Source organism: Enterobacter sp. R-1.6.2 (genome assembly GCF_035064085.1).
Classification (GTDB): Bacteria; Pseudomonadota; Gammaproteobacteria; order Enterobacterales; family Enterobacteriaceae; genus Enterobacter; species Enterobacter asburiae_B.
In genome coordinates this window covers 58,799-83,180 of sequence record NZ_JASEYI010000015.1, presented here as the reverse complement: position 1 = coordinate 83,180, position 24,382 = coordinate 58,799, and the positions used below count along the sequence as shown (strand labels likewise).

The window sequence follows — 24,382 nt, the reverse complement described above, 5'->3', positions numbered from 1 at the left end:
TCCTCTCGCCATGACATTTACCCAATATTTTCCCCTTCTCGCTTTCCGTAATGTGGCTCCTGCGCAACCGCGCATTCACTGATTCAAGGAGTTCACATCATGGATTCACAATTTATTGGTTCAGTTATTAACGCCCTGCCGCTGGAACATATGATCGGCGGTCCGCTGCAGGCGATGATCAAAGCACAGGTCCAGGCGAGCAAGGCCTATACCGACTTCCTGCTCTCCGTCTGTATTAAAGACGGCAAAGCTGTCGCGATCGAGTTCGATTACGACGAAACCGTGGTAGACGAACAGGGGGTCAATAAAGGCAGCGTGACTCGCAAGATGAGTATTCCGCTCCTGGCGGCGGTCACCCACCCCATCATCTGTATCGAGGACGGTACCATCGACTTTGAGCTGGAAGTGAGCCAGAGCGAAGCCAGTTCCAGCAGCACCGAAGCGGAGGCCTCCGTGGAAGCGTCCGTCGGCTGGGGCGTTTTCAAAGCGAAAATGACCGGCAAGGTCTCCCATAAATCGGAGCAGACCCGTTCGACCGATACACGCGCGAAATATTCCATTCATACCCAGATTAAACGCCAGGAGCCACCTGAAGCTCTGCAGCGCGTGATTGATTACCTGACCAACGCCAAAACCAAGCCTGTCGCCGCGCAATAATCTTCCACGCCGCGACATACGTGCGATTCCGTAACGCAGGGGCTACCCGGGTAGCCCTTTTTCCAGGAGCGAAATATGTCTTTTAAAAAATGGCTGCGCGGCGGCAAGGATGAGGAGCCGGAAAACAGGGCGGGCAAAGAGGATGAAGGCACGCCATCGGTACAGGAAAACACGCCTCCAGCGCCTCCAGCCGATATTCCCGGCGTGCCGATCTCGCTTGAAGATATCACGCGTGGGATGCAGTACGCGGCCACTGCGGCCAACGAACTGATTGCTCAGCAGTATATGAAGGCATTGGATCCCTTTTTCGAACCCGCAGAAGACGGTTCGTTAATTCCACGCACGGTACAGCTGGCGCTGGATGAAAAGCATTACTTTGACCTGCCCTTGGTCGCGCTTTCGACACCGCGCGGGCTGATGCTGGAAAAGATGAAGGTCAACCTGACGATCCGCACGGAAGGCATGCAGGCGCCTTCCCGCCAGTCCGGTGAAAACGAATTTGGCCGCTTTCACGTCAGCCTTTCGCCTTCCAGCGATAACAAAGGCGGGCGTGACAGCCGCCACGTCGATGTAGAGATGCAATTTACCGCACTTGAGCCACCGGAAAGCGTCATGCGTTTGATTGACGAATACACCAACAAGGTGATTCCCCGCCCGAAAGCAGAGGAGACTCCGTAATGCAAAAACAACCAGAACGTACAGGTGACAGGGGCATTCAGCTTATTTGCCAGTTTGAAGGGCTGAGGCTGGAGCGTTATCGCGATGCCGTAGGTTTATGGACCATCGGCTACGGCCATTTGATCCTCAAAGAGGAGATGGAAAAGCTCACCAAAATTACCACCGGTGAAGCCAAAGATCTGCTGCGCAAAGATCTGAAACGCACCGAGGACGGCGTGAAAAAACTGCTGAACAACGCTTCGACGCAGAACCAATTCGACGCGCTGGTTTCGTTCGCCTTCAACCTTGGCGTGGGCAATTTAAAGAAATCCACGCTGCTCAAAAAATTCAACGCAGGCGATATCCAGGGCGCCGCACTGCAGTTCAAAAGCTGGAATAAGGCAGGCGGTAAGGTTTTGACCGGGCTTACCCGACGCCGCGAGGCGGAAATGAAGCTATTTCTTAGTTAATTCAACAGGAAAATTACAATGAAACCACTTTACATAGTGAAAATGGCCGTACTGTCTGTTTCGTTATTCAACGTGTTACAGGCAACCGCCGCCATGCCAACCTGCGAAGAGGAAATAAAGGAAGCCAACGCCTTTTTATCTTCTCAGGGTATGGTGCCCGTCAATAACGTGACCGATCTGGCGACAACGCTTCGTCATATAAAAAATTTTGGGCGCCTGCCCGACCGCTATATTACCTCGGATGAGGCCAAACGCCTCGGCTGGTCGGGAAGTGAAAGCGAATCGCTTTGGGGTCTTAAACCCACCAATCAAAAATGGATCGGTGGCGATAAATACAGCGATCGCGCTCTTCCTTCCAGTCAGCCCTGGCTTAGCGCGGATATCGATGTCGTGAAGGGGTATCGCTCTCCCAAGCGTTTGATTTACAGCCTGTCAGGGCAACAGCGCTTTATTACGACCGATAAGTATCAGCATATTGTTGAGCTGGATCCCTGCCAATAATAAGCGCCCGTTACGATAATAAATCCCCTTTTCCGAGGGGATTTATCCTTGCAGAGGATGAACGTATGTCTGACATCTATCTCCCGACCCTCATCAGTGAAGCCTTGCTGGCTTTTTCAGGTTTATTTGGCGGCGTCAGTATCTCGTTTTTCTGGCAACCGCAGCGATTGCACCAGCACAGCCGATTTATGGCAGGCATTATTTTTGGTGGAATCAGCATGGGCGCGGCCGTCGCATTAGGTGGATTAGCAGCCCGCTGGTTAAAGATAGACCTTAATCAGGCCGATATCACGCTTGGTTTAGGGTATATCCTCGGGGCAATGAGTAATGGCCTGATCGTCTGGCTGGCAAACTTTTTTCGCCGGCATGAACAGCGCGATATTTTTGATGTTGCAAGCGTCATCAAAAGTAAAGTCAGACATGAATCACTTTCTCCGCCTGATTTAACCCACAACAAACCCGATGGAGAATAAATGCTTAACATAATGAATGGCTGGGTGCTTCCCTTTATTATCTTCGTCGACCTGATAACATCGCTGCTGATTTTGTTTGCCGCCTATAGCCGAAGAGTCCATGCCCTGCCGGTAATGTGTAAAATTGGCTTAGCCGCCCTCGCCTTTGGTTTTTTTGGTGAGAGCAGCTTAAACATGAAATTTATTCTTACCGGTGCTGATATACTGAGTGACAGCTTTCCATTTTGGCTATTGCAGGACTTCGGAACGCTGGTGGTGGTGATATATTATTTCAAATCTCAGTACCGTTAAAAAAACAAAGCGCAACAGAGGTCTGTCTGTTGCGCTTTTCTTTTAACGCATTTTGACTGCAGCCCTTCGCTTTGCTGAAAATCGGCTAATTAGACATATATTTAAAATAGAGCATTGCGGCCTGCGTCCGATTGTTGACCTGTAGTCGGTGAAAGATGGATTCCAGATGCACTTTGACCGTACCTGCGCTGATATTCAATTGCCGGCTGATCTGCTTATTTGTTCCTCCATTCGCCAGCAGCTTAAGAACTTCCTTCTGCCGACGACTCAGGGAGTAGATCGGCAACCCGCCAGTGGGTTGTTCTCGCTGGACCACGGCTTGCTCCGGAAAACAGACCACCCCCGAGGAAACCATGCAAAGTATCTGGCTGATTTTCTCCGCGGGGAGATCCTTGGTAAAAATGCCCTTAATGCTTTGGCGGATGTAGAAGTTGAATATCTTATCCGTCGTTTTTCGTAACATCACCACGATCGGTAGCTCAGGCCAGTTTGTCATCAAATTAGTGATAAAATCACGGCACTTCATTTCACCATCCAGCAAAATAATGCTGACCGGCATAGAGGTTAAAATTGCGTGTGCATCTTCAAAATTGCTCGCTGCAAAAACAGTGCATTCCGGCATGACGCGTTTCAGCTCTGTTTTCATACCGTGAATGAAGATCGGTAATTCATCGATCATTAATATATTCATCGTAGCATAACCCCGTGTGAAATCTATTTTCTTAGGCTATTCAACCAACTTATTCCGAAATTAAGTATGCGTGCTATTACAAAACTGTAAAAACAGCATTCGGCATAAGGCAAACGTCATATACCCAAAGCAAAAAGTTAAGCAGTACTACACATTAGACATAGCCATATTTAATTAAAAACGATCTTATCGTTATTAAAAACAGCCTGGGCTCAATAGCATATTCCCAGAAATATTGCTGGCACTTATTATTTTACTGCACGCGTGCCATCCACCTACATATTAATATTTCAATGAGGTCATTTATGACAATACTAACAGTGTATTTCTGTGGTACTGGATCTAATAAATTTGATGAGTCTCATGCTAATTACTGGAACGGCGAGCTCATCTCTTCTCTGGCAGCCAATAACAAGGGTAAAGAGTTCGCCGAATGGGTCATTCTTGATGGCCCGGGGAGCGGCAATCTACAAAGCGATGAGCTTTGGGTCAAAAGCGGAGAATATTCTCAGCTTCGCGCCCAGCTTCTGGGCAGCGGCTGGAATGAGAATGTTCAGCATGCGATCAATATTATCAAAGGACACGTTGACTGGCAGCGTGAGAAGCTCACAAAAGAAAACTATGAGCAGCTTAAAAAGGCGGGCGTACCGATTCAGGACGTTGAGGTTACCGGCTCATTTTGGTGGCGCAAATATGACTATGGCGATCGTAAAGTGACCCAGCAGGCGCTGCAGCAGCAAATCATCAAAACCTTCCGCCAGGGTCAGATCCTGCCCACTCAGGTGAACCTTGTTGGGTGGAGCCGGGGCGGAATTAGCTGCCATATGCTTGCCAATGCAATGCTGGCCGACCCCCTTTTGACGACGATTCCGGTGAATATTTTTGCGGTCGATCCGGTTCCGGGCATGGGTAATTTCCAGGCGGACAAAGTCACTCTGGGCAGCAACGTGAAGGAGTATGTGGCTTTCTATGCCAGACATGAGCGGTCAAAAGGTTTCTCGTGCGTCATTCCGCAGACCGATAGCGCGACAAAAGTCCATATTTATCCCATGTCTGGTCGCCACGCTACGCTGGTAGGGAATGCTTCGGCCAATGGGAATATCGGGGAAAAAGTGGTCCATGAGCCCGGCACGATCGTGCGTCATTTCGCCGAAGTTTGCCTGCAAAGATGGGGCGTCACGCTGGATAAAAAGCTCAATCTGGATGGAGTGCAGCTGCTGGAATTGCATCAGGCCATTCAGCGTAACGCTCCGCTATTCGCCGAGATGCAGAAAACGGTGTACACCATTTCGGAAAACGATGGGGGGGAGCGTTATGTCTCGTTGGGCAGCACCGGAAAACGGTTCTCGTCCATCCAGGGTTCGCGCTTCAGTCCGGAGTCAGGGCTCGCGTCGGATTATTTGACTAATCAGGCGATCTATAACGTGTTGAAATAAGCGTTACGCGTCCAACGGCAGCTAATGCCGTTGGACGACTATCTGCGAGTCTCAGTCGATGTACTTCATCGCCACCCTTGACGTCAGGCGCGTGATAAGTTCGTAAGCACTCACTTTCGTCATTTCAGCAATGCGTTCGACGGGCAAACCTTCGCCCCACATCACGACATCGTCGCCGGGCTTATCCTGGGCTTCAGGCCCCAGATCGACACAAATCATGTCCATCGCCACGCGGCCGACGATCTTCACCTCGCGACCGTTGACCAGAACCGGCGTGCCCGACGGCGCGGCGCGCGGATAGCCGTCACCATAGCCCATCGCCACCACGCCGAGACGGGTATCACGCTCGCTGGTCCAGGTACCGCCGTAGCCCACCGGCTCGCCCGCTTTATGGTCACGCACGGCAATCAGGTTAGAGACCAGCGACATGACCGGCTGGAAGCCAAAGTCCGGCCCCCAGGGTTTATTCTCCAGCGGCGACACGCCGTAGAGAATGATGCCCGGTCGCGCCCAGTCGAAATGCGACTGCGGCCACAGCAGAATACCGCCGGATGCCGCAATCGAGCGCATCCCCGGCTTGCCTTCGCAGAAGGTGTTAAAGATATCCAACTGGCGCTCGGTCGCACCGCACTCGGGCTCATCGGCGCGGGCGAAGTGGCTGACGATATTCACCGGCTGACGCACGTTTTTGCACCGGCATAAACGCTGATAAAACGCTTCCGCGCTTTCCGGACGCACGCCCAGACGGTGCATGCCCGTGTCGAGCTTCATCCAGACGGTCACCGGCTCGCTCAGCTTGGCGGTTTCGAGTGCGGCGAGCTGTTCTTCGTTATGTACCGCGGTATGCAGATGCTGGTCAGCAATGGTCGGCAGATCGCTGGCTTCGAAAAAGCCTTCGAGGAGCAGTATGGGTTGAGTAATGCCGCCCGCGCGCAGGCGGAGGGCTTCTTCGAGACGGGCGACGCCAAAGGCGTCGGCATCGGGGAGCGTTCGCGCGGTCTCAAGAAGACCGTGTCCGTAAGCGTTCGCTTTCACGACTGCAACGAGCTTGCTGGCAGGCGCCAGTTCACGCAGACGTTGCAGGTTGTGTCGCAGAGCGCGGCGGTTAATAACAACAGTTGCCGCTTGCATTTGAATTCCTTAGAAATTACTCATCATCATATTGAGGACCGGCATAGTTGTCGAAACGCGACCACTGTCCGTTAAAGGTCAGACGCACCGTCCCGATTGGGCCGTTACGTTGTTTACCAATAATAATTTCGGCGATCCCTTTCAGGTCGCTGTTCTCGTGATAAACCTCATCACGGTAGATAAACATGATTAAGTCGGCATCCTGCTCGATGGAGCCGGATTCACGGAGGTCGGAGTTGACCGGGCGCTTGTCGGCACGTTGTTCCAGAGAGCGGTTCAGCTGCGACAGCGCAACGACCGGTACGTGCAGCTCTTTGGCTAACGCCTTGAGCGAGCGGGAAATCTCCGCAATTTCCAGCGTACGGTTGTCGGAAAGCGACGGGACGCGCATCAGCTGAAGGTAGTCGATCATGATGAGGCCGATGCCGCCGTGTTCACGGGCGATACGGCGCGCGCGGGAACGCACTTCCGTCGGCGTCAGGCCGGAGGAGTCATCGATATAGATGTTACGTTTTTCCAGCAGAATGCCCATGGTGCCGGAGATGCGCGCCCAGTCTTCATCATCGAGCTGGCCGGTACGAATGCGGGTCTGATCCACGCGCGACAGCGACGCCAGAGAACGCATCATAATCTGCTCGGAGGGCATCTCAAGGCTGAAGATCAATACCGGCTTATCCTGCAACATCGCCGCGTTTTCGACGAGGTTCATCGCAAAGGTAGTTTTACCCATCGACGGACGCGCGGCGACGATAATCAAATCCGACGGCTGCAGGCCAGCGGTTTTCTTGTTCAAATCGTCATAGCCGGTGTTTACCCCGGTCACACCGTCGTGCGGCTGCTGGAACAGCTGTTCGATACGGGCAACGGTGGCGTCGAGGACATCGGCGATGTTTTTTGGACCTTCGTCTTTATTGGCGCGGCTTTCGGCGATTTTAAAGACGCGGGATTCAGCCAGATCGAGCAGGTCTTCGCTGGTACGCCCCTGTGGATCAAAACCGGCTTCGGCGATCTCATTCGCCACCGAAATCATCTCGCGGACGACGGCACGTTCGCGCACGATATCGGCATACGCGCTGATGTTCGCCGCACTAGGCGTGTTTTTTGACAGTTCCGCCAGATAGGCAAACCCGCCGCAGCTGTCGAGCTGACCAAGGCGCTCCAGCGATTCCGCGAGCGTGATCAGGTCGATTGGGCTGCCCGACTCCTGCAGACGCGCCATTTCGGTAAAGATGTGGCGGTGCGGGCGGGTGTAGAAATCTTCCGCCACAACGCGCTCGGCGACGTCGTCCCAGCGTTCGTTATCCAGCATTAAACCGCCCAACACCGACTGTTCCGCTTCAATCGAGTGCGGCGGGACCTTTAACCCTGCGACCTGGAAATCACGCTCGCGAGGTTCAGTCTGTTTGTTGAAGGGTTTGTTTCCTGCCATAGTGAATGGAGTTACCGAGATAAAGAGTGGGTCGAAAGATTACCATATTTTTCTTACGGAGGGAGCATGGCAACGCGCATTGAATTCCAGAAACACGGTGGGCCAGACGTACTGAAAGCGGTGGAGTTCACCCCTGCCGCGCCTGGCGAAAACGAAGTGCAAGTTGAAAACAAAGCCATAGGCATAAACTACATCGACACTTATATTCGCGGCGGTCTCTACCCGCCGCCGTCAATGCCGAGCGGCCTGGGCACTGAGGCAGCCGGGGTCGTCGTCAAAGTGGGCAGCGCGGTTAAGCATATTAAAGAGGGCGACCGCGTGGTGTACGCGCAGTCTGCGCTGGGCGCTTACAGCTCCGTCCACAACGTTCCGGCGGATAAAGCCGCCCTGCTGCCTAACGCCATCTCCTTTGAGCAGGCGGCGGCCTCGTTCCTGAAAGGTCTGACGGTTTACTACCTGCTGCGCAAAACCTATGAAATTAAGCCCGACGAGCAGTTCCTGTTCCATGCCGCAGCGGGTGGCGTCGGGCTCATCGCTTGTCAGTGGGCAAAGGCGCTGGGCGCGAAGCTGATCGGCACGGTCGGAAATGCACAAAAAGCGCAGCGCGCGCTGCAGGCGGGCGCCTGGCAGGTGATTAACTACCGTGAAGAGAGCATTGTTGAGCGGCTGAAGGAGATCACCAGCGGCAAAAAAGTGCGCGTGGTGTATGACTCTGTGGGGAAAGACACGTGGGAAGCGTCGCTGGACTGTCTGCAGCGCCGTGGTCTGATGGTCAGCTTCGGCAATGCATCAGGCGCGGTAACCGGCGTTAACCTCGGTATTCTGAATCAGAAAGGTTCGCTGTATGTGACTCGCCCTTCCCTGCAAGGATACATCACCAACCGGGAAGAACTTGAGGAAGCCAGCAACGAGCTGTTCTCGCTGATCGCCAGCGGCGTCATCAAAGTGGATGTGGCAGATGCGCAGAAATTCGCGCTGACCGATGCGCAGCGCGCGCATGAGGTGCTGGAGAGCCGGGCGACGCAGGGGTCGAGCTTGTTGATTCCCTGAGCCCCAAAAAGAAATTGGGCTTCCCGTGGGAAGCCCTTTCTTTTTTTAGTTCGGCTGTATGTAGGGTACAGCTCGATGAATTCTTTAACGGCAGTCATAGTGACAGATTCGATAACTAAATCCTATTCTGTTCTAAGCCATGCCGCCGGAAAAGTTACAAGTATGTGACGAACCCCTCAATACCTTAGTAACGGAAGCGGTTATTGCGCTGATAACTGGGCACTTTTGGCGCTTTAATCGCCCGAATCACCCACACGACCGCAATGGCCAGCAGTAGCCACGGCAACAGTTTGATCGTCAGCGCAAACAATCCGCCAATAAACATGACCACCGTCGCCACCACGATAGCCGCCAGAATGCCGAGCAGCGAAACGCCTGTCGCTAACAGCATGACAAAAAAGCCAATCACAAAAAGTAGTTCCAGCATGGTGATCTCCCACGAGTTCCCGAGTAATGAAGTAAGCATTACAAGAATCATGCCAGTATTAACCTGTTGTTATTAAAGCAAAACGCCCCGCGAACGTTCGCAGGGCGTGGTGAATTTGACGAACTTTTAGCGAAAGTTATCGCTTGTCCGCCACCAGTCGCAGCGCATGTTCCAGCACCTCAATATCGGCTCCGGCTTTATGCGCATTCTCGCTCAGGTAGCGGCGCCACTGACGCGCGCCCGGAATACCCTGGAACAGGCCAAGCATATGGCGGGTGATATGGCCGAGATACGTGCCATTGCTCAACTCATGCTCAATGTAAGGGTACATCGCACGCACGACGGCAACCGGATCGGTGTCCGCGCCTTCGATCCCAAAGATTTCGCGATCGACCGTCGCCAGAATGCCCGGATTCTGATACGCCTCGCGGCCGACCATCACGCCATCCATATGCGCCAGATGCGCTTTGGCCTCTTCCAGCGACTTGATGCCGCCGTTGATGGACATCGTCAGGTGCGGGAAGTCACGCTTCAGTTGATACACGCGCGGATAGTCCAGCGGCGGGATCTCGCGGTTCTCTTTCGGGCTGAGGCCGGAGAGCCAGGCTTTTCGCGCGTGGATGATGAACATCTCGCACTCGCCTTTCCCGGATACCGTGTTGATGAAGTCGCACAGGAATTCGTAGCTGTCCTGGTCGTCAATGCCGATACGGGTTTTGACCGTGACCGGAATGGAGACCACATCGCGCATCGCCTTGATACAGTCCGCTACAAGCTGTGCATTCCCCATCAGACAGGCGCCAAACATGCCGTTCTGCACGCGGTCGGACGGGCAGCCAACGTTCAGGTTGATCTCGTCGTAGCCGCGTTCTTCCGCCAGCTTCGCGCACTGCGCCAGCGCGGCCGGATCGCTGCCGCCCAGCTGCAGGGCAACCGGATGCTCTTCTTCGCTATAGGCCAGATAGTCGCCCTTCCCGTGAATGATTGCGCCCGTGGTCACCATTTCGGTGTACAGCAGCGTATGGCGGGAGAGCTGGCGCAGGAAGTAGCGACAGTGTCTGTCCGTCCAGTCGAGCATCGGCGCAATGGAGAAACGGTGTGCAGGGAAAGCGGTCTGTAATTCTGACGACATGGCGAAGTTTTAAGCATCTGGTGGAAAAGGGGCGCTACTATAGCACAAAGAAAAGCCGGAGGCGCAGCGCCTCCGGTGGACTTTAGAACGTCATGCTCAGCTGAGCCCCGGCGCCCCAGGTTTCGTCCTCGCCGTACAGGCCCATCAGGTCAACATGAACGGTACTGAACGGCGCGAAGCCGACACCGCCGGTAAAGACATTGCTGTCGTTACCCTTCACGTCCGCGCGATAACCCGCACGCACCGCCAGCCAGCTGAGCGGCGTAACCTCAGCACCGACGCCCACGTACTGCGACGTATCTTCGCTCTTGAAGCCTTTGGTTTCCGTCAGATCGCCATCGGCGGTCAGCGTCACCAGGTCGTTATGCCAGGCGGCGCCGGCGGTCACCAGCGGACGGATCTGGTAGGTGTCTTTGTAGCTCACCACTTCTCCCGTCCGGCCGTTGCGGATACGGATATCTTTGGTGTCGATATCGCGCGACATCAGGTTTTGCCCGCTCACGCCAACCGTCCAGTGTTCGCCGAAATCAGCCGCAATACCGGCATCGACGTTAAAGCCCGTGTCGTCCGTGCGGTAGCGGCTGTCGTTCCACTTGTTACTGTCGTAATCGTAGATTGACGTGGTGTAGTTATAGACCCAGGTTTTTTGCAGTTTTGGCGTCACCCCCACGGAAACCGGGACGCCGCCGAGGTCAAACTGACGGGCAACGGCAACACCATAGTCGGACACAATCGCTGCCCGGCCAGACGCCGTTGAGTTGAGATTTTTAGTGATCTGATCCGTGCCGTTCAGCGCAGCGTCCAGGGCAACACCGGCAGCCACCGCTTTGCTTTGTTGAATACCGCGCAGATAATCAATATCTTGCTGATCGATAGACGAGCTTACCCGGCCATGGGCGTAGCCTTTCGCCATAAAGGCCACGGAAAGCACATCGTTAGGGATACTCACGGCAAGCCCTGCACCTGCCGTCGCGCGTGCGGTTTTACCCTTGAGATAGTCCAGCTCATCGGCCAGATCTTTGGCCGCGCCCTGGAATTGATTAATGGAACCTAACGGATTGGTGATGATCTCCCTTGGCGTGAGGTCATCAACCACATCCTTATAGTGATTGATTTTGTCGTTGATGGTATCAATCTCGTCCTGCAGATTGTCCTCATCCGTCACCTGTACGCCAACGGACGGCAAAATGACCGTCACATCATCGTCCGGTTTTGCCTTTGCCAGCAACGCGGGGTTGATTAACGCCCCGCTACCATAGCTCCCGGAGGCAACGCCAGTGCCACCCATTGCGTCGCTACGTGATTCTGTCCAAGTATTGGCTGCTCCCGCCTGATTTGCCATAAACAAGGAAACAGCGATACTAACCACCGAAAATTTAAAATTTTTTTTCACAGTATGCCCGTTATAGTCTGTTATGAAATAACCCCTGTCTGTTATCACCCAAACAGGAACGAACTATTGCTGTGAATAAGTAGTAAAAGACCCGCTATTTCTATCCCTAAGTAAAACTCCCTTACGGCCTGTTATATTTTGTGACGGCCCTCAATATTTATAGAAGAGGAAATTATTTTTTCCCAGGTTTTCCATCATGCGGTCCAAAAAACTGGGGCGGGTGGTCTACCCAGCGATCCTCACGCGTGGCGGCATACACAGGGTTGAGCGGGTAGTAGATGCGGTTGTGCTTTTTGTTGGCCTCGCCAACGACCAGTAACCGCACCTCTTCGTCCGTGTTGTTGATAAAGGTGTGGCAAATACCGGTTCCGGCAGGAAACCCCACGCTGTCGCCCGGTTCAAGTTTCCATAAATAGCCATTGATCCACGCTTCTGGATGACCTTCGAGCACATAAACGAACTCTTCTTCATCGCTTTCCGCGTGCGGATAGGACGTCCTGCGCCCGGGCGGTAAACGCTCGTGATGGATACCAATGCGCCCGAGCCCAAGCTTGCGAGCCAACGGGGCGCCGATAGAAAAACGCTCATCGCTATCTGGATAGGTCGAATCATCCGCGCCTTCAACGTCGCGCCAATGTCGAATACAGTCAGGTTTTTTCATTGTTTATTTCCCGGTTTGCAATGGGTCAGGTATAGCACAGACTGGCGGATCTCGGCGTTTTTACCAGAACATGATAAAGTGAGGGTTTTCCGTCCTATAACATCCGGGGTGCTAAATGGATAAGTCCACAAAAGAGCTGTTAGCGCAGGCCGAAAAGCTGTGTGCGCAACGCAATGTGCGCCTGACTCCGCAGCGCCTTGAAGTCTTACGTCTGATGAGCCTGCAGCAGGGTGCCATCAGCGCTTACGATCTGCTGGACCTGCTCCGCGAAAGCGAGCCGCAGGCGAAACCACCGACCGTGTATCGCGCCCTGGATTTCCTGCTGGAACAAGGATTCGTGCATAAAGTTGAGTCCACAAACAGCTACGTGTTGTGCCATCTGTTCGATCAGCCCACCCATACATCGGCGATGTTTATCTGCGACCGCTGCGGCGTGGTGAAAGAAGAGGCTGCGGAAGGCGTGGAAGATATTATGCATACGCTGGCGGCGAAAATGGGTTTTGCCCTGCGTCATAACGTGATTGAAGCGCACGGACTGTGCTCTGCCTGCGTGGAAGTGGAAGCCTGCCGCCATCAGGACGCATGTCAGCACGACCACTCTATTCTTGTGAAGAAAAAACCGCGTTAGCAGTAGTAAAAGCAAAGGCGGCTCATGGCCGCCCTCAGGGTGTACTTCCTTGTACTTGCGGGTATAGCCCGGTTACCAGCGGTAGTCGTTGCGTTTTTCCCAGTCGCCCACTTCTTTTTCCGCCTGGTCTTTCGCGTAGCCGTAACGCTCCTGGATTTTACCGACAAGCTGATCGCGTTTACCTTCAATGACGGTCATATCGTCATCGGTCAGCTTACCCCACTGTTCTTTCGCTTTACCTTTGAACTGCTTCCAGTTGCCGCCGATTTCGTCTTTATTCATCATCGTGTCCTCTTAGTTAAGCGTCGGGTCGTAACGTCCGTTACGTTCTTTTCTGCTGGACGTGATAATTATTGTAGTTAAGGATTCGGCAGTTGATTTGATATTCGGAATCTTTAACCGTCACGATATATCGTGACGTGAAGGGAACCAGGTATTGTTTTGCCAGTGGCGGTGCCAGATAAAAGCCAGCGATATCCCTCGCAGCGAGAGGAAAACGGCCAGGGCCAGCCACAAACCGTGATTACCCAGCCAGGGAAGCGTCAGCAGCGTCAGACCAAACCCGGCCGCCGCGACCGCCATGCTGTTACGCATTTCCGCTCCGCGCGTCGCACCAATGAACATACCGTCCAGCAGATAACACCAGACGCCGACCACCGGTAAGATGACTTGCCAGATGAGATAGTGACTCGCCAGCTCGCGCAGCGCAGGAAGAGACGTAAGCAACGCGACAATTTGCTCACCAAAGCAGGCGTAAACCAGGCCGAACGCCAGCGCCACCAGCCCAGACTGGCGGCAGGCTGCCCGCCAGACGTCCCTAAGCTGCCCGCTTTCGCGCGCCCCGTACGCCTGCCCGGAATGCGCTTCTACCGCATAGGCAAATCCGTCCAGCGCGTAGGCGGTAAAGGTCAGCAGCGTCATCAATACCGCGTTGACCGCGACGATTTCTGGCCCCAGTCGGGCCCCGAAAACCGTCAGCGCGCCAAAGCAGAGCTGAAGCAGCAGCGAGCGCAGCATGATGTCACGATTGAGCGCCAGCAGCTTACGGATATTGCCGCGCCATGCGGTTTTGAGCAGCGCCAGGGAGATCCCGCGCATCGACAGCACGCGCCAGACCATCCACAGACCGATAATCAAGGTTCCGTATTCGGCAATCGCCGTCGCCAGCGCCGCGCCCCGCACGTTCATATGCAGGCCCATTACCAGCCAGACATCCAGCACAATGTTGAGAAGGTTGCCTGCCACCAGCAAAATCACTGGCGCACGGGCGTACTGCACGCCCAGTAGCCACCCCAGCAGAACCAGGTTTGCCAGCGAGGCGGGCGCGCTGAGCCAGCGAATTTCAAGGAAACGGCGCGCCTGAGCCAGTACCGCCTCGCTGCCGCCGACAACATGGAGCGCAAGGTCGATCAGGGGCGTACGTAATAAAACGATTAACACTCCCGCGCCAAGCGCAAGGATCAGCGGCTGGACCAGCGCGCGCGCCAGACGCAGCGGATCTTTTGCACCATAAGCCTGGGCCGTGAGCCCGGTGGTGCTCATGCGCAAAAACAGCAGCAGCATAAACAGGAAGCTGGTTGCCGTCGCGCCAATCGCCACGCCGCCAAGATAAACAGGCGAATCAAGGTGGCCAATAACGGCAGTATCGACCAGACCCAGCAAGGGAACGGTAATATTGGAGAAAATCATCGGCAGAGCAAGACGCCACAATGCCTTATCTGATTCCGTCAGCAGTGACATGAAAAATACCGGGAGTGGAGAATGAAGCAGGCTACAGCGGCGCCATAGCCTGTCAGGAAGAGGTTACAGCCATTCGCCGTTGCGAATGACCCCAACCGCCAGTCCTTCGATAGAGAAGTTGTGTTCGCGGAGATCGACCACAATCGGGGAGAACTCGTTGTTTTCAGGCAGTAGCTGAACGGTGTTACCCTGTTTTTTCAGACGTTTGACGGTAACTTCATCATCTATGCGCGCGACAACCACCTGACCGTTACGCACATCCTGTGTTTTGTGCACCGCAAGCAGATCGCCGTCAAGAATACCGATGTCTTTCATCGACATACCGCTGACGCGCAGCAGGAAATCAGCGCTCGGTTTGAACATGCCAGGATCGACCTGGTAGTGGCCTTCAATATGCTGCTGTGCCAGTAAAGGCTCACCGGCAGCAACACGGCCTATCAGCGGAATGCCCGTCTCTTCTTCCACCAGCAGGCGGATACCGCGTGACGCGCCTGAAACAATCTCAATCACGCCTTTACGCGCCAGCGCTTTCAGGTGTTCTTCAGCAGCATTCGGAGAACGGAAGCCCAGACGCTGCGCGATTTCCGCACGCGTGGGTGGCATACCCGTCTGGCCGATATGATCCCGGATGAGATCAAACACCTCTTGCTGCCTGGTCGTTAACGCTTTCATTCCGCCCCCTGGGTGTATATACAGTTATGCTGTGAGTATATACAGTCAAAGGCGATTTTGGAACCAAAAACTGCACAAAAAACCAGGGACTTAATTATTCCTCGAGGCTCATCGGAAATGTGACCAAAGCAGCGTGACCCAGGTGATAACGGCAGTGATAATCGCCAGCAGCACGGCAGCAGAGCCCATGTCTTTTGCGCGGCCAGAAAGCTCGTGGAAATCTGAACCTATGCGATCAACAACGGCCTCAATAGCGCTATTAAGAATTTCCACTATCATCACCAGAAGTACGGAACCGATAAGAAGTACGCGGGTAATAGCATCAACATCAAGGAAACAGGCGATGATCACCGCGATGATAGCGGCGACGCCCTCCTGGCGAAAGGCAGCTTCGTTGATCCACGCGGCACGGAAACCTTTCCATGAATAGCCGGCGGCTTTGATGATACGCGTTAACCCAGTGGTATTATTGGCCATTAAAAGAACCTTTTATGAAAAAAAGCGTCAGTAACAGGAACTGTAGCGCGTTTCGCTACAGCCTGAAGTATGACGGGTAACAACAGAAATTTTGCGCGCTTTCTGTTATCCTTGCGCCGCAATTGCATTATTAACCAGAGGCTTTACATCGTTTATGTCCGGCTGGCCACGAATTTACTACAAATTACTTAATTTACCATTAAGCATCCTGGTAAAAAGCAAGTCTATCCCAGCAGAACCCGCGCTGGAATTGGGGCTCGATACGTCGCGTCCTATTATGTACGTTTTGCCTTATAACTCGAAGGCAGACTTACTGACGCTTCGCGCCCAATGTCTGGCGCATGACTTACCGGACCCGCTTGAACCGCTTGAAGTTGACGGTACGCTGCTGCCGCGCTACGTGTTCATTCACGGTGGACCGCGCGTGTTTACCTACTACACGCCAAAAGAAGAGTCCATCAAGCTGTTCCATGACTATCTCGACCTGCACCGCAGCAACCCCGATCTGGATGTGCAGATGGTGCCGGTATCGGTGATGTTTGGTCGTCGTCCGGGCCGTGAAAAAGGTGAAGAGAACCCGCCGCTGCGCATGCTTAACGGCATTCAGAAGTTCTTCGCGGTCTCCTGGCTGGGACGCGACAGCTTTGTGCGTTTCTCCCCTTCCGTTTCGCTGCGTCGTATGGCGGACGAGCACGGTACCGACAAGATCATCGCGCAAAAACTGGCGCGCGTGGCGCGTATGCACTTCGCCCGCCAGCGCCTCGCTGCCGTAGGGCCGCGTCTCCCGGCGCGTCAGGATCTGTTCAACAAGCTTTTGGCCTCCAAAGCGATTGCCCGCGCCGTTGAAGACGAAGCGCGCAGCAAGAAAATATCGCATGAGAAAGCCCAGCAGAACGCCATTGCGCTGATGGAAGAGATTGCAGCGAACTTCTCTTACGAGATGATTCGCCTGTCCGATCGTATTCTCGGCTTTACCTGGAACCGCCTGTATCAGGGCATCAACGTTCATAATGCTGAACGTGTGCGTCAGCTGGCGCACGATGGCCATGAGATTGTCTATGTTCCCTGCCACCGCAGCCACATGGACTACCTGCTTCTTTCCTACGTGCTCTATCACCAGGGGCTGGTACCGCCGCACATTGCTGCCGGTATCAACCTGAATTTCTGGCCAGCAGGTCCGATTTTCCGCCGCCTGGGCGCGTTCTTTATCCGTCGCACCTTCAAGGGCAACAAGCTCTACTCCACCGTGTTCCGCGAATATCTGGGCGAGCTGTTCAGCCGCGGCTATTCCGTGGAGTACTTCGTGGAGGGCGGTCGTTCCCGTACCGGACGTCTGCTCGATCCGAAGACCGGCACGCTGTCGATGACCATTCAGGCGATGCTGCGCGGAGGAACCCGTCCAATCACGCTGGTGCCAATTTACATTGGCTATGAGCACGTGATGGAAGTGGGCACGTACGCCAAAGAGCTGCGCGGTGCGACAAAAGAGAAAGAGAGCCTGCCGCAGATGCTGCGCGGTTTGAGCAAGCTACGCAATCTCGGTCAGGGCTACGTGAACTTCGGCGAACCCATGCCGCTGATGACGTATCTGAACCATCACGTTCCCGAGTGGCGTGAATCCATCGATCCTATCGAAGCGATTCGTCCGGCCTGGCTGACGCCAACGGTCAACGGCATCGCGTCCGAGCTGATGGTGCGCATTAACAACGCCGGTGCGGCTAACGCCATGAACCTGTGCTGTACGGCGCTTCTGGCTTCGCGTCAGCGCTCGCTGACCCGCGAACAGCTCACGGAGCAGCTGGATTGCTATCTGGACATGATGCGCAACGTGCCGTATTCCGTTGATTCAACCGTGCCTTCTGCTACCGCCAGTGAGCTTATCGATCACGCGCTGCAGATGAACAAGTTTGAAGTCGAAAAGGACACGATCGGCGACATCATCATTCTGCCGCGCGAGCAGGCAGTGCTGATGACCTACTACCGCAACAACATCACCCATATGCTGATGCTGCCGTCGCTCATGGCGGCTATCATCACCCAGCATCGCCGTATTTCGCGTCAGGAGCTATTGCGTCACGTTGAGACGCTCTATCCGATGCTGAAAGCGGAGCTGTTCCTGCGCTGGAGCAAAGACGAGCTGGCGGGCGAACTGGACAAACTGACGGAAGAGCTGCGTCGTCAGGGGCTGATCACCGTCTCAAACGACGAGCTGCACATCAATCCGTCGCGTTCCCGAACTCTGCAACTGCTTGCGGCCGGTGCGCGCGAAACGCTGCAGCGCTACGCCATTACGTTCTGGCTGCTGAGTGCGAACCCGTCTATCAACCGCGGTACGCTGGAGAAAGAGAGCCGGACGCTGGCACAGCGCCTGTCCGTTCTGCACGGCATTAACGCCCCTGAGTTCTTCGACAAAGCGGTCTTCAGCTCTCTGGTCCTGACGCTGCGTGATGAAGGCTACATCAGCGATACGGGCGATGCAGAGCCGGAAGAGACGCTGAAGGTGTACCAGATGCTGGCCGAACTCATTACGTCGGATGTGCGTTTGACGATCGAGAGCGCGACGCAGGGCGAGTGATGTGAAAAAGCCGGGTTGGTGGTTTCACCTGACCCGGCCTGGCGTTCTGCATAATATAAAGGCCCGGTAAGCGTTAACGCTACCGGGCCTTATTTTTGAGCCTTGTTAAATCACCGCATTCAGCTCAGCAGTGTGAAAGCAATCATCCCGACAATGGCACCCGTCGTGCCGAGAATGGTTTCCATCAGCGTCCAGGTTTTCAGGGTTTGCGCTTCGGTGGCGCCGGTAAATTTACCGAACAGCCAGAAGCCCGCGTCGTTAACGTGAGAGACCACAATCGAACCGCCCGCGATACAGATAGACAGCGCGGCCATCTGCGCACCGGAGTAGTTCAGCTGTTCAATCACCGGCATCACCAGACCCACGGCGGTTAAGCACGCCACGGTTGCGGAACCCTGGATGATACGCACCGCCGCAGCCAGCACGAAGCAGGTGACCGCAATCGGCAGGCCCATCCCGGTCAGCGCTTCGCCCAGAGCCGGACCCACGCCAGAATCCACCAGCACCTGCTTGAACACGCCGCCGGCACCGATCACCAGCAGGATAATACCCGCGGGCTGCAGCGCGGCACCGCAGATCTCCATCACCCGGTCTTTTGGCATTCCCTGACGCATCGCCAGGCCGTAAATCGCCACCAGACAGGCCACCAGGATCGCCGTGAACGGATGACCGATGAACTCGAACCATTCGTAGGCGCTGGAACCCACCGGCACAAAGCGCGCGGCGATGGTTTTCAGTCCCACGAGAACCAGCGGGAGCAGGATCAGCGACAGACTGAAGCCGAAGGACGGCATTTTGCCCTCGCCCAGGTGCGGCTCGGTGACGTCATCCGGAATGTGTAGCTCAACGTAACGGCTGATGAAGTTGCCCCACAGCGGACCGGCAATAATCATCCCCGGGATTGCCGCGCACAGGCCAATCAGGATCATCCAGCCAAAGTCAGCGTGCATCTGGGACGCCAGCAGCATCGGCGCAGGCCCAGGCAGCAGAAACGCTGCGGCTGCCGCCACGCCCGCAAACAGCGGAATAACCAGCTTCACGAGGTTAGTGCCGGTATGGCGCGCCATGGAGAACGCGACGCTTATCAGCAGCACAACGGCCACTTCGAAGAACAGCGGCAGCGCGCAAATCAGGCCAGCCAGACCAATCGCGTAGTGCGCGCGGCTGTGGCCAAAGGATTTCAGCATCTTGACGGCAATCTGGTCGACCGCGCCCGTCTCGTGCAAAATCTTGCCAAACATCGCGCCAAGGGCGACCACAATCGCCAGGAAGCCCAGCGTGCCTCCCATCCCTTTTTCCATCGTCGCGGCGATCTTGTCGAGCGGCATACCGGAAAAGAGACCTGCACCTATAGAAACCACCATCAAAGCGACAAAAGCGTGCATACGCGCCTTCATCACTAAAAACAGCAGCAGCAACACGGAACCCACTGCTGTCAAAACTAGCGTTAATGTACTCAAAACTTACTGCCTTTTATTAATGACCTCGATGGTGCTGGCAACAACACCTTCCAGTGACTGATCGATATCAACCACTAAGACATCTTTCTCATCTTCACCCGGCTCCTGCAGCGCTTCGAACTGCGTCACAAGCATCTGGGTTTTGAAGAAGTGACCTTTACGCGCCTTCAGACGGCTTTCAATCACCTCGAAATCCCCTTTCAGGTAGATGAAAGAGAGGTTCGGGTTACCGTCGCGCAGCAGGTCGCGGTAGGTTTTTTTCAGCGCAGAGCAGACAATCAGGGAGACTTTGTTGGTGCGCTGCATGGCGAACGCGGCGTCATTCAGCGCCTGCAACCACGGTTTGCGGTCGTCGTCGTTCAGCGGCTCGCCGGAGGCCATTTTCATGATGTTGCTGCGCGGATGGAGGAAGTCGCCATCAAGGAACGCAGCCTGGAGTTGATGCGCCACTTCGCTGGCTACGGCTGATTTCCCGCTACCGGAAACGCCCATCAGGACGTAGACGTGGTGATCGTGATTAGTCGTGCTCAAAGGGTGTCCCTCAGTCAATTGTTACGGGTAACAGTTATCGGTAACATTGTCCTGCCGGGGCAAAAGAGAAGCAATATCCAAACGTGCGCGAAGTGAATAAGTGTGAGCTACTTCAAATTTGTCAGTTCAAATAGATCCACCCGGTGACAAGGTGAAACCTAAATCTAACATTTTTGGGGTAACCGTCTCGCCACGAATGCGCGCCAGCAGGCGTTCTGCGCCAATGCGGCCCATACGTTCACGCGGGGTCAGGACGCTAGCCAGACGCGGCTCCATCACCTGGCCAATGTCGTGGCCGTGGAAACCGGCAATCGCCATATCATCCGGGATCTTGAGCCCCAGACGCTGACACTCAAACGCCGCGCCGACCGCAAGGTCATCGTTGGTACAGAAAATACCGTCCAGTTGCGGATACTCGCGTCGTGCCTGGCGCATCAGCTCAATACCCGACGTATAGGAAGAGGACTGCTCCACCATCACGCTATACGGGGTTAGGTTCGCGTCGAGCATCGCCTGCTCGTATCCCTTCTGTTTGATGATAGTACGTTCATCAAGACGCGCACCCAGATAGGCGATATGACGATGCCCACGGGCAATGATGGCCGCCGTCATCTGGCGCGCCGCTTCGAAGTTATCGAACCCCACGGCGATATCGAGGCACGGCGACTGGCTGTCCATCAGCTCCACCACCGGGATACCGGCCACTTCAATCATTTTGAGCGTGCGGGCAGTGTGGGTACGTTCCGTTAAAATCAGGCCGTCGATGTTCCAGGAAAGCATCGATTCAAGACGTTCCTCTTCCAGTTCCGGCTTGTACCCGTAGTGGGCGAGCATGGTTTGATAGCCAAAAGCATCGGTGACGCTTTCAATGCCTCGCAAAACTTCGGCGAAAACCTGGTTGGTCAGGGAAGGAAGCAGGACGCCCACCGCACGGCTGGTCGCATTGGAGAGAATATCGGGCGCGCGGTTGGGGATATAACCCAGTTCATCAAGGGCCGCGGCAATCTTGCCACGCAACGCCACGGAAACCTGTTCCGGGTTACGTAAAAAACGGCTGACCGTCATTTTGGTCACACCGACGCGATCGGCGACATCCTGAAGTACGGGGCGTTTCTTTTTCATCGTCCTGAGAAATCTTGAAGTGAGAGATTTGCTCAGTTTATCACGGACAAAGCCCATCCTTCCCCTGCCAAAGGGAAGGATGGGCATTTATTTATGATTTATTACACCGGCGGCAGGTCAAACAGCAGAATTTCACTTTCGCTGTCGGCATGCACGGAAAGCGCCTGCTCATCCCAGACGGCCAGGCCATCGGCGGTTGTCGCTTTGGTGCCGTTGATGGACACTTCACCTTTCACCACCTGGATCCAGACGCGGCGGTTGGCGGCAATCTGGTGCACAGACTGTTCGTCTTTCGCCAGCGCCCAGCGGTACAGCTCCATATCCTGATGCACCTTCAGAGAACCTTCACGCGCATCCGGGGACAGCACCAGCTGTTTGCCCTGTTTCGCGTCGAAGCGGCGCTGCTCGTAGCGCGGCGTGATGCCGGTCTCTTCTGGAATGATCCAGATTTGATACAGGTGCAGTTTTTCCGTTTTGCTCGGGTTGTACTCGGAGTGACGCACCCCGGTGCCCGCGCTCATAATCTGGAACTCGCCCGCCGGAACCTGCTCTTTGTTGCCCATGCTGTCCTGGTGTTCTACCGCCCCTTCCAGCACATAGGTCAGGATTTCCATGTCCTTGTGCGGGTGGGTACCGAAGCCCTGGCCTGCATCAATCACGTCGTCGTTAATCACGCGCAGTGCGGAGAAGCCCATGAAGTTCGGGTCGTAGTAGTCGGCAAACGAGAATGAATGCCATGAGTCCAGCCAGCCATGATTCGCGTGACCACGTTCGTTTGCTTTGCGTAAGTAGATCATTGTTTCACCCTCAGTTCGTTTCGATGGAGTAAGTGTGGACGCAAACCGACTGGGATCATAGAGGGTGAAAATTGACTCCTCTGTTCAAAAATTATGAACAAGCGCAGAGGAGCCGTTTTTGCTTATTTCGCGAGGGTTACCGTGGCAGGAGAAGCCTGCTCGAAGGCCCGTTCGAGGATTTCCAGGTTGGTCAGAACGTCAGATTCCTTGACGTAATTCGGCGCGCCGGTTGTGAGAGTTTCATACAGCGCATCGTAGACGCGGCCATAGTCGCCGGTTTCCGGCTTCAGCTCTTCTCTCACCGTCACACCCTCATCGTTTACGTACTCCAGAATGCCCACGGAATCATCCGCCGCAAAGCCCGGTTCACCCGGCATGATGTTGGCCTTCAGGCTGGTCTCCTGCTGGTCGATGCCGTACTTGATGAACGATCCTTTGGTGCCGTGAACGATAAATTTCGGATAGTCGATTTTCACCAGATGGCTGGTTTTGACAATGGCCTTCAGGTCGCCGTAGAACAGCTGCGCTTCAAAGGTGTCGTCCGGGTTGGCTTTATTACGCAGGCTGCGGATGTCATACGTCACGTGGTCCGGTCGGCCAAACAGGGAGATGATCTGGTCCATCGTATGCACGCCCAGACCATAGAACGAGCCGTCCTGCGGCAGGCCGGGTTGGGTTTCCGCTACCGGACGGTAGTAATCGAAGTGGCTTTCGATTTCCACAATGTCGCCCAGCTTGCCGCTTTCAATCGCCTTTTTCGCCGTCAGGAAGCAGCTGTCAAAGCGACGGTTCTGATACGGCGTAACGGTCAGGCCTTTACTTTTCGCCAGCGCGAACAGCGCTTTTGCTTCGGCGATGGTCGGGGTGAACGGTTTTTCCACCAGCACGTTTTTACCCGCTTCCAGCGCGCGTTTCGCATAGTCAAAATGGCTGTCGGCGTGGGTGCAGACAACAACCAGTTTGACCTGCGGGTCGTTAAGCACTTCATCAAGATCGCTGGTGAAATGGATATGGGAATACTGCGGGGATTGCTCTTCTGGCTTCGCGCGGCGGCGGAAGATGTGCGCGACGTGCCAGCTGTCTTTACGGTTGAGAACATACGGCAGGTGGTAGCGGGTCGTACTTTTACCAAATCCAATAAATGCGCAATGTAGTGTCATGGCTCAGTCCTTTTGGAAGGTTACTGAGTCTAACCATAACAAAAAAAAAGCCAGCTAAAAGCTGGCTAAAGTAATACTGGAAGCAATGTGAGCAATGTCGTGCTTTCAGGTTCCCGTAGCGGTCTTCCTGAATGCATAGCAATAATAATCATTCTCATTCGCACTTGTCCAATACTTTTTGCAAAAAATAGCGGTTGACTCAAATTTTAAAGTCATTGATGTTGAAAGGGACGTTTAACTGACTGAGGAATAAGGAATGAGTGAGATAGTGATACGCCATGCGGAACCGAAAGATTATGACGCCATTCGTCAGATCCACGCCCAGCCGGAGGTGTACCACAACACACTACAGGTTCCTCATCCCTCTGAGCAAATGTGGCAAGAACGGCTATCCGACCAGCCCGGCATCAAGCAGCTCGTCGCCTGCATAGACGGTCATGTCGCCGGCCATCTGTGCATCGTCGTCGCGCAACGCCCGCGCCGCAGCCATGTGGCTGATTTTGGGATTTGTGTCGGCGCGCAGTGGCAAAACCGGGGCGTTGCCAGCGCTCTGATGCGCACTATGATTGATATGTGCGATAACTGGCTGCGCGTTGACCGCATTGAGCTGACGGTATTTGTCGATAACGAACCGGCGATTGCGGTGTACAAAAAACACGGGTTCGAAATTGAAGGCACCGGCAAACGCTATGCCCTGCGCAACGGTGAATATGTGGACGCGTATTATATGGCGCGAATGAAGTAGTTTGTTGCCCTCACCCTAACCCTCTCCCACAGGGAGAGGGAATGAAAAACGTAGGCCGGGTAAGGCGAAGCCGCCA

27 protein-coding genes are annotated in these 24,382 nt (G+C 54.7%); 11 read left to right on the top strand and 16 right to left on the bottom strand.

Features of this window, described 5'->3' with window-relative positions; all coding sequences use genetic code 11:
• Positions 1–99 precede the first annotated feature (99 nt).
• The 6 genes from QMN93_RS16680 to QMN93_RS16655 all read left to right on the top strand — a co-directional run bounded on the left by QMN93_RS16680 (position 100) and on the right by QMN93_RS16655 (position 3,049).
• On the top strand, positions 100–657 hold the full coding sequence (locus QMN93_RS16680) for a DUF2589 domain-containing protein (protein ID WP_023334176.1): 558 nt from the start codon (positions 100–102) through the stop codon (positions 655–657).
• Positions 658–732: 75 nt separating this feature from the next.
• Positions 733–1,335 carry a DUF2589 domain-containing protein gene (locus QMN93_RS16675; RefSeq protein ID WP_193138783.1) on the top strand — a complete coding sequence of 201 codons (603 nt, stop codon included), beginning with the start codon at positions 733–735 and terminating at the stop codon, positions 1,333–1,335.
• The gene (locus QMN93_RS16670; RefSeq protein WP_048976345.1) at positions 1,335–1,784 is read left to right on the top strand and encodes a lysozyme; all 450 of its coding nucleotides are present in this window, start codon (positions 1,335–1,337) and stop codon (positions 1,782–1,784) included. The genes QMN93_RS16675 and QMN93_RS16670 overlap by 1 nt, the downstream gene beginning before the upstream one ends.
• 18 nt (positions 1,785–1,802) lie before the next feature.
• On the top strand, positions 1,803–2,285 hold the full coding sequence (locus QMN93_RS16665) for a ribonuclease domain-containing protein (RefSeq protein WP_193138782.1): 483 nt from the start codon (positions 1,803–1,805) through the stop codon (positions 2,283–2,285).
• A gap of 65 nt (positions 2,286–2,350) precedes the next feature.
• A complete protein-coding gene (locus QMN93_RS16660; protein ID WP_033144411.1) occupies positions 2,351–2,758 on the top strand; it encodes a hypothetical protein in 408 nt (135 codons plus the stop codon).
• Entirely contained in the window at positions 2,759–3,049 is a 291-nt protein-coding gene (locus QMN93_RS16655; protein ID WP_032662594.1) for a hypothetical protein, read from the top strand.
• Positions 3,050–3,134: 85 nt separating this feature from the next.
• On the opposite strand, the gene QMN93_RS16650 is transcribed toward QMN93_RS16655, so the two are convergent.
• Positions 3,135–3,728 (bottom strand): response regulator transcription factor, encoded by a 594-nt coding sequence (locus QMN93_RS16650; RefSeq protein ID WP_226852583.1) that lies wholly within the window; start codon positions 3,726–3,728, stop codon positions 3,135–3,137.
• A gap of 317 nt (positions 3,729–4,045) precedes the next feature.
• Between QMN93_RS16650 and QMN93_RS16645 the strand changes: the two genes are divergently transcribed.
• Complete coding sequence (locus QMN93_RS16645) at positions 4,046–5,176, top strand: hypothetical protein (protein WP_069303529.1); 1,131 nt, start codon at positions 4,046–4,048, stop codon at positions 5,174–5,176.
• Positions 5,177–5,227: 51 nt separating this feature from the next.
• Here the strand turns inward: QMN93_RS16645 and alr are convergent, their stop codons facing one another.
• Complete coding sequence (gene alr / locus QMN93_RS16640; RefSeq protein WP_193138781.1) at positions 5,228–6,307, bottom strand: alanine racemase; 1,080 nt, start codon at positions 6,305–6,307, stop codon at positions 5,228–5,230.
• 16 nt (positions 6,308–6,323) lie between these two features.
• Positions 6,324–7,736 (bottom strand): replicative DNA helicase, encoded by a 1,413-nt coding sequence (gene dnaB / locus QMN93_RS16635; protein ID WP_023310046.1) that lies wholly within the window; start codon positions 7,734–7,736, stop codon positions 6,324–6,326.
• Positions 7,737–7,802: 66 nt separating this feature from the next.
• On the opposite strand from dnaB, the gene QMN93_RS16630 reads away from it, so the two are divergent.
• Positions 7,803–8,786, top strand: coding sequence for a quinone oxidoreductase (locus QMN93_RS16630; RefSeq protein WP_039264131.1), 984 nt, complete (start codon positions 7,803–7,805; stop codon positions 8,784–8,786).
• 184 nt (positions 8,787–8,970) lie between these two features.
• On the opposite strand, the gene pspG is transcribed toward QMN93_RS16630, so the two are convergent.
• The 4 genes from pspG to QMN93_RS16610 form a co-directional block, all read right to left on the bottom strand.
• Entirely contained in the window at positions 8,971–9,213 is a 243-nt protein-coding gene (gene pspG, locus QMN93_RS16625; RefSeq protein ID WP_023310044.1) for an envelope stress response protein PspG, read from the bottom strand.
• Positions 9,214–9,349: 136 nt separating this feature from the next.
• Positions 9,350–10,345: a tRNA dihydrouridine(20/20a) synthase DusA gene (gene dusA / locus QMN93_RS16620; RefSeq protein ID WP_064672989.1), complete on the bottom strand. Its 996-nt coding sequence runs from the start codon at positions 10,343–10,345 to the stop codon at positions 9,350–9,352.
• An 82-nt stretch (positions 10,346–10,427) separates the two neighbouring features.
• Positions 10,428–11,738 carry a conjugal transfer protein TraF gene (locus tag QMN93_RS16615; protein ID WP_064672990.1) on the bottom strand — a complete coding sequence of 437 codons (1,311 nt, stop codon included), beginning with the start codon at positions 11,736–11,738 and terminating at the stop codon, positions 10,428–10,430.
• A 172-nt stretch (positions 11,739–11,910) separates the two neighbouring features.
• The gene (locus QMN93_RS16610) at positions 11,911–12,399 is read right to left on the bottom strand and encodes a cupin domain-containing protein (protein ID WP_023310041.1); all 489 of its coding nucleotides are present in this window, start codon (positions 12,397–12,399) and stop codon (positions 11,911–11,913) included.
• A 115-nt stretch (positions 12,400–12,514) separates the two neighbouring features.
• Here QMN93_RS16610 and zur point away from each other — a divergent pair, with 115 nt between their 5' ends.
• The gene (gene zur / locus QMN93_RS16605) at positions 12,515–13,027 is read left to right on the top strand and encodes a zinc uptake transcriptional repressor Zur (RefSeq protein WP_008503369.1); all 513 of its coding nucleotides are present in this window, start codon (positions 12,515–12,517) and stop codon (positions 13,025–13,027) included.
• Between the two features lie 72 nt (positions 13,028–13,099).
• Here the strand turns inward: zur and QMN93_RS16600 are convergent, their stop codons facing one another.
• The 4 genes from QMN93_RS16600 to QMN93_RS16585 all read right to left on the bottom strand — a co-directional run bounded on the left by QMN93_RS16600 (position 13,100) and on the right by QMN93_RS16585 (position 15,916).
• Positions 13,100–13,309, bottom strand: a complete 210-nt coding sequence (locus QMN93_RS16600; protein WP_014830284.1) for a CsbD family protein — start codon at positions 13,307–13,309, stop codon at positions 13,100–13,102.
• A 120-nt stretch (positions 13,310–13,429) separates the two neighbouring features.
• Complete coding sequence (gene dinF, locus QMN93_RS16595; protein ID WP_064672991.1) at positions 13,430–14,767, bottom strand: MATE family efflux transporter DinF; 1,338 nt, start codon at positions 14,765–14,767, stop codon at positions 13,430–13,432.
• Between the two features lie 63 nt (positions 14,768–14,830).
• Positions 14,831–15,439 carry a transcriptional repressor LexA gene (gene lexA / locus QMN93_RS16590; protein ID WP_023310039.1) on the bottom strand — a complete coding sequence of 203 codons (609 nt, stop codon included), beginning with the start codon at positions 15,437–15,439 and terminating at the stop codon, positions 14,831–14,833.
• A gap of 108 nt (positions 15,440–15,547) precedes the next feature.
• On the bottom strand, positions 15,548–15,916 hold the full coding sequence (locus tag QMN93_RS16585) for a diacylglycerol kinase (protein ID WP_023334158.1): 369 nt from the start codon (positions 15,914–15,916) through the stop codon (positions 15,548–15,550).
• A 154-nt stretch (positions 15,917–16,070) separates the two neighbouring features.
• Here QMN93_RS16585 and plsB point away from each other — a divergent pair, with 154 nt between their 5' ends.
• On the top strand, positions 16,071–18,491 hold the full coding sequence (gene plsB, locus QMN93_RS16580) for a glycerol-3-phosphate 1-O-acyltransferase PlsB (protein WP_033144402.1): 2,421 nt from the start codon (positions 16,071–16,073) through the stop codon (positions 18,489–18,491).
• A 119-nt stretch (positions 18,492–18,610) separates the two neighbouring features.
• Here plsB and gntU read toward each other — a convergent pair whose 3' ends face one another.
• The 5 genes from gntU to QMN93_RS16555 all read right to left on the bottom strand — a co-directional run bounded on the left by gntU (position 18,611) and on the right by QMN93_RS16555 (position 23,561).
• Positions 18,611–19,951 carry a gluconate transporter gene (gntU, locus tag QMN93_RS16575; RefSeq protein ID WP_023310036.1) on the bottom strand — a complete coding sequence of 447 codons (1,341 nt, stop codon included), beginning with the start codon at positions 19,949–19,951 and terminating at the stop codon, positions 18,611–18,613.
• 3 nt (positions 19,952–19,954) lie between these two features.
• A complete protein-coding gene (gntK, locus tag QMN93_RS16570; protein ID WP_008503362.1) occupies positions 19,955–20,482 on the bottom strand; it encodes a gluconokinase in 528 nt (175 codons plus the stop codon).
• A gap of 126 nt (positions 20,483–20,608) precedes the next feature.
• Positions 20,609–21,604, bottom strand: coding sequence for a gluconate operon transcriptional repressor GntR (gene gntR, locus QMN93_RS16565; RefSeq protein ID WP_021242747.1), 996 nt, complete (start codon positions 21,602–21,604; stop codon positions 20,609–20,611).
• A gap of 101 nt (positions 21,605–21,705) precedes the next feature.
• Positions 21,706–22,401 carry a pirin family protein gene (locus tag QMN93_RS16560; protein WP_003861565.1) on the bottom strand — a complete coding sequence of 232 codons (696 nt, stop codon included), beginning with the start codon at positions 22,399–22,401 and terminating at the stop codon, positions 21,706–21,708.
• 122 nt (positions 22,402–22,523) lie between these two features.
• Positions 22,524–23,561, bottom strand: a complete 1,038-nt coding sequence (locus QMN93_RS16555; RefSeq protein WP_193138780.1) for an oxidoreductase — start codon at positions 23,559–23,561, stop codon at positions 22,524–22,526.
• Positions 23,562–23,817: 256 nt separating this feature from the next.
• On the opposite strand from QMN93_RS16555, the gene yhhY reads away from it, so the two are divergent.
• Complete coding sequence (gene yhhY / locus QMN93_RS16550) at positions 23,818–24,306, top strand: N-acetyltransferase (protein WP_045143059.1); 489 nt, start codon at positions 23,818–23,820, stop codon at positions 24,304–24,306.
• The last annotated feature ends 76 nt before the right edge of the window (positions 24,307–24,382 follow it).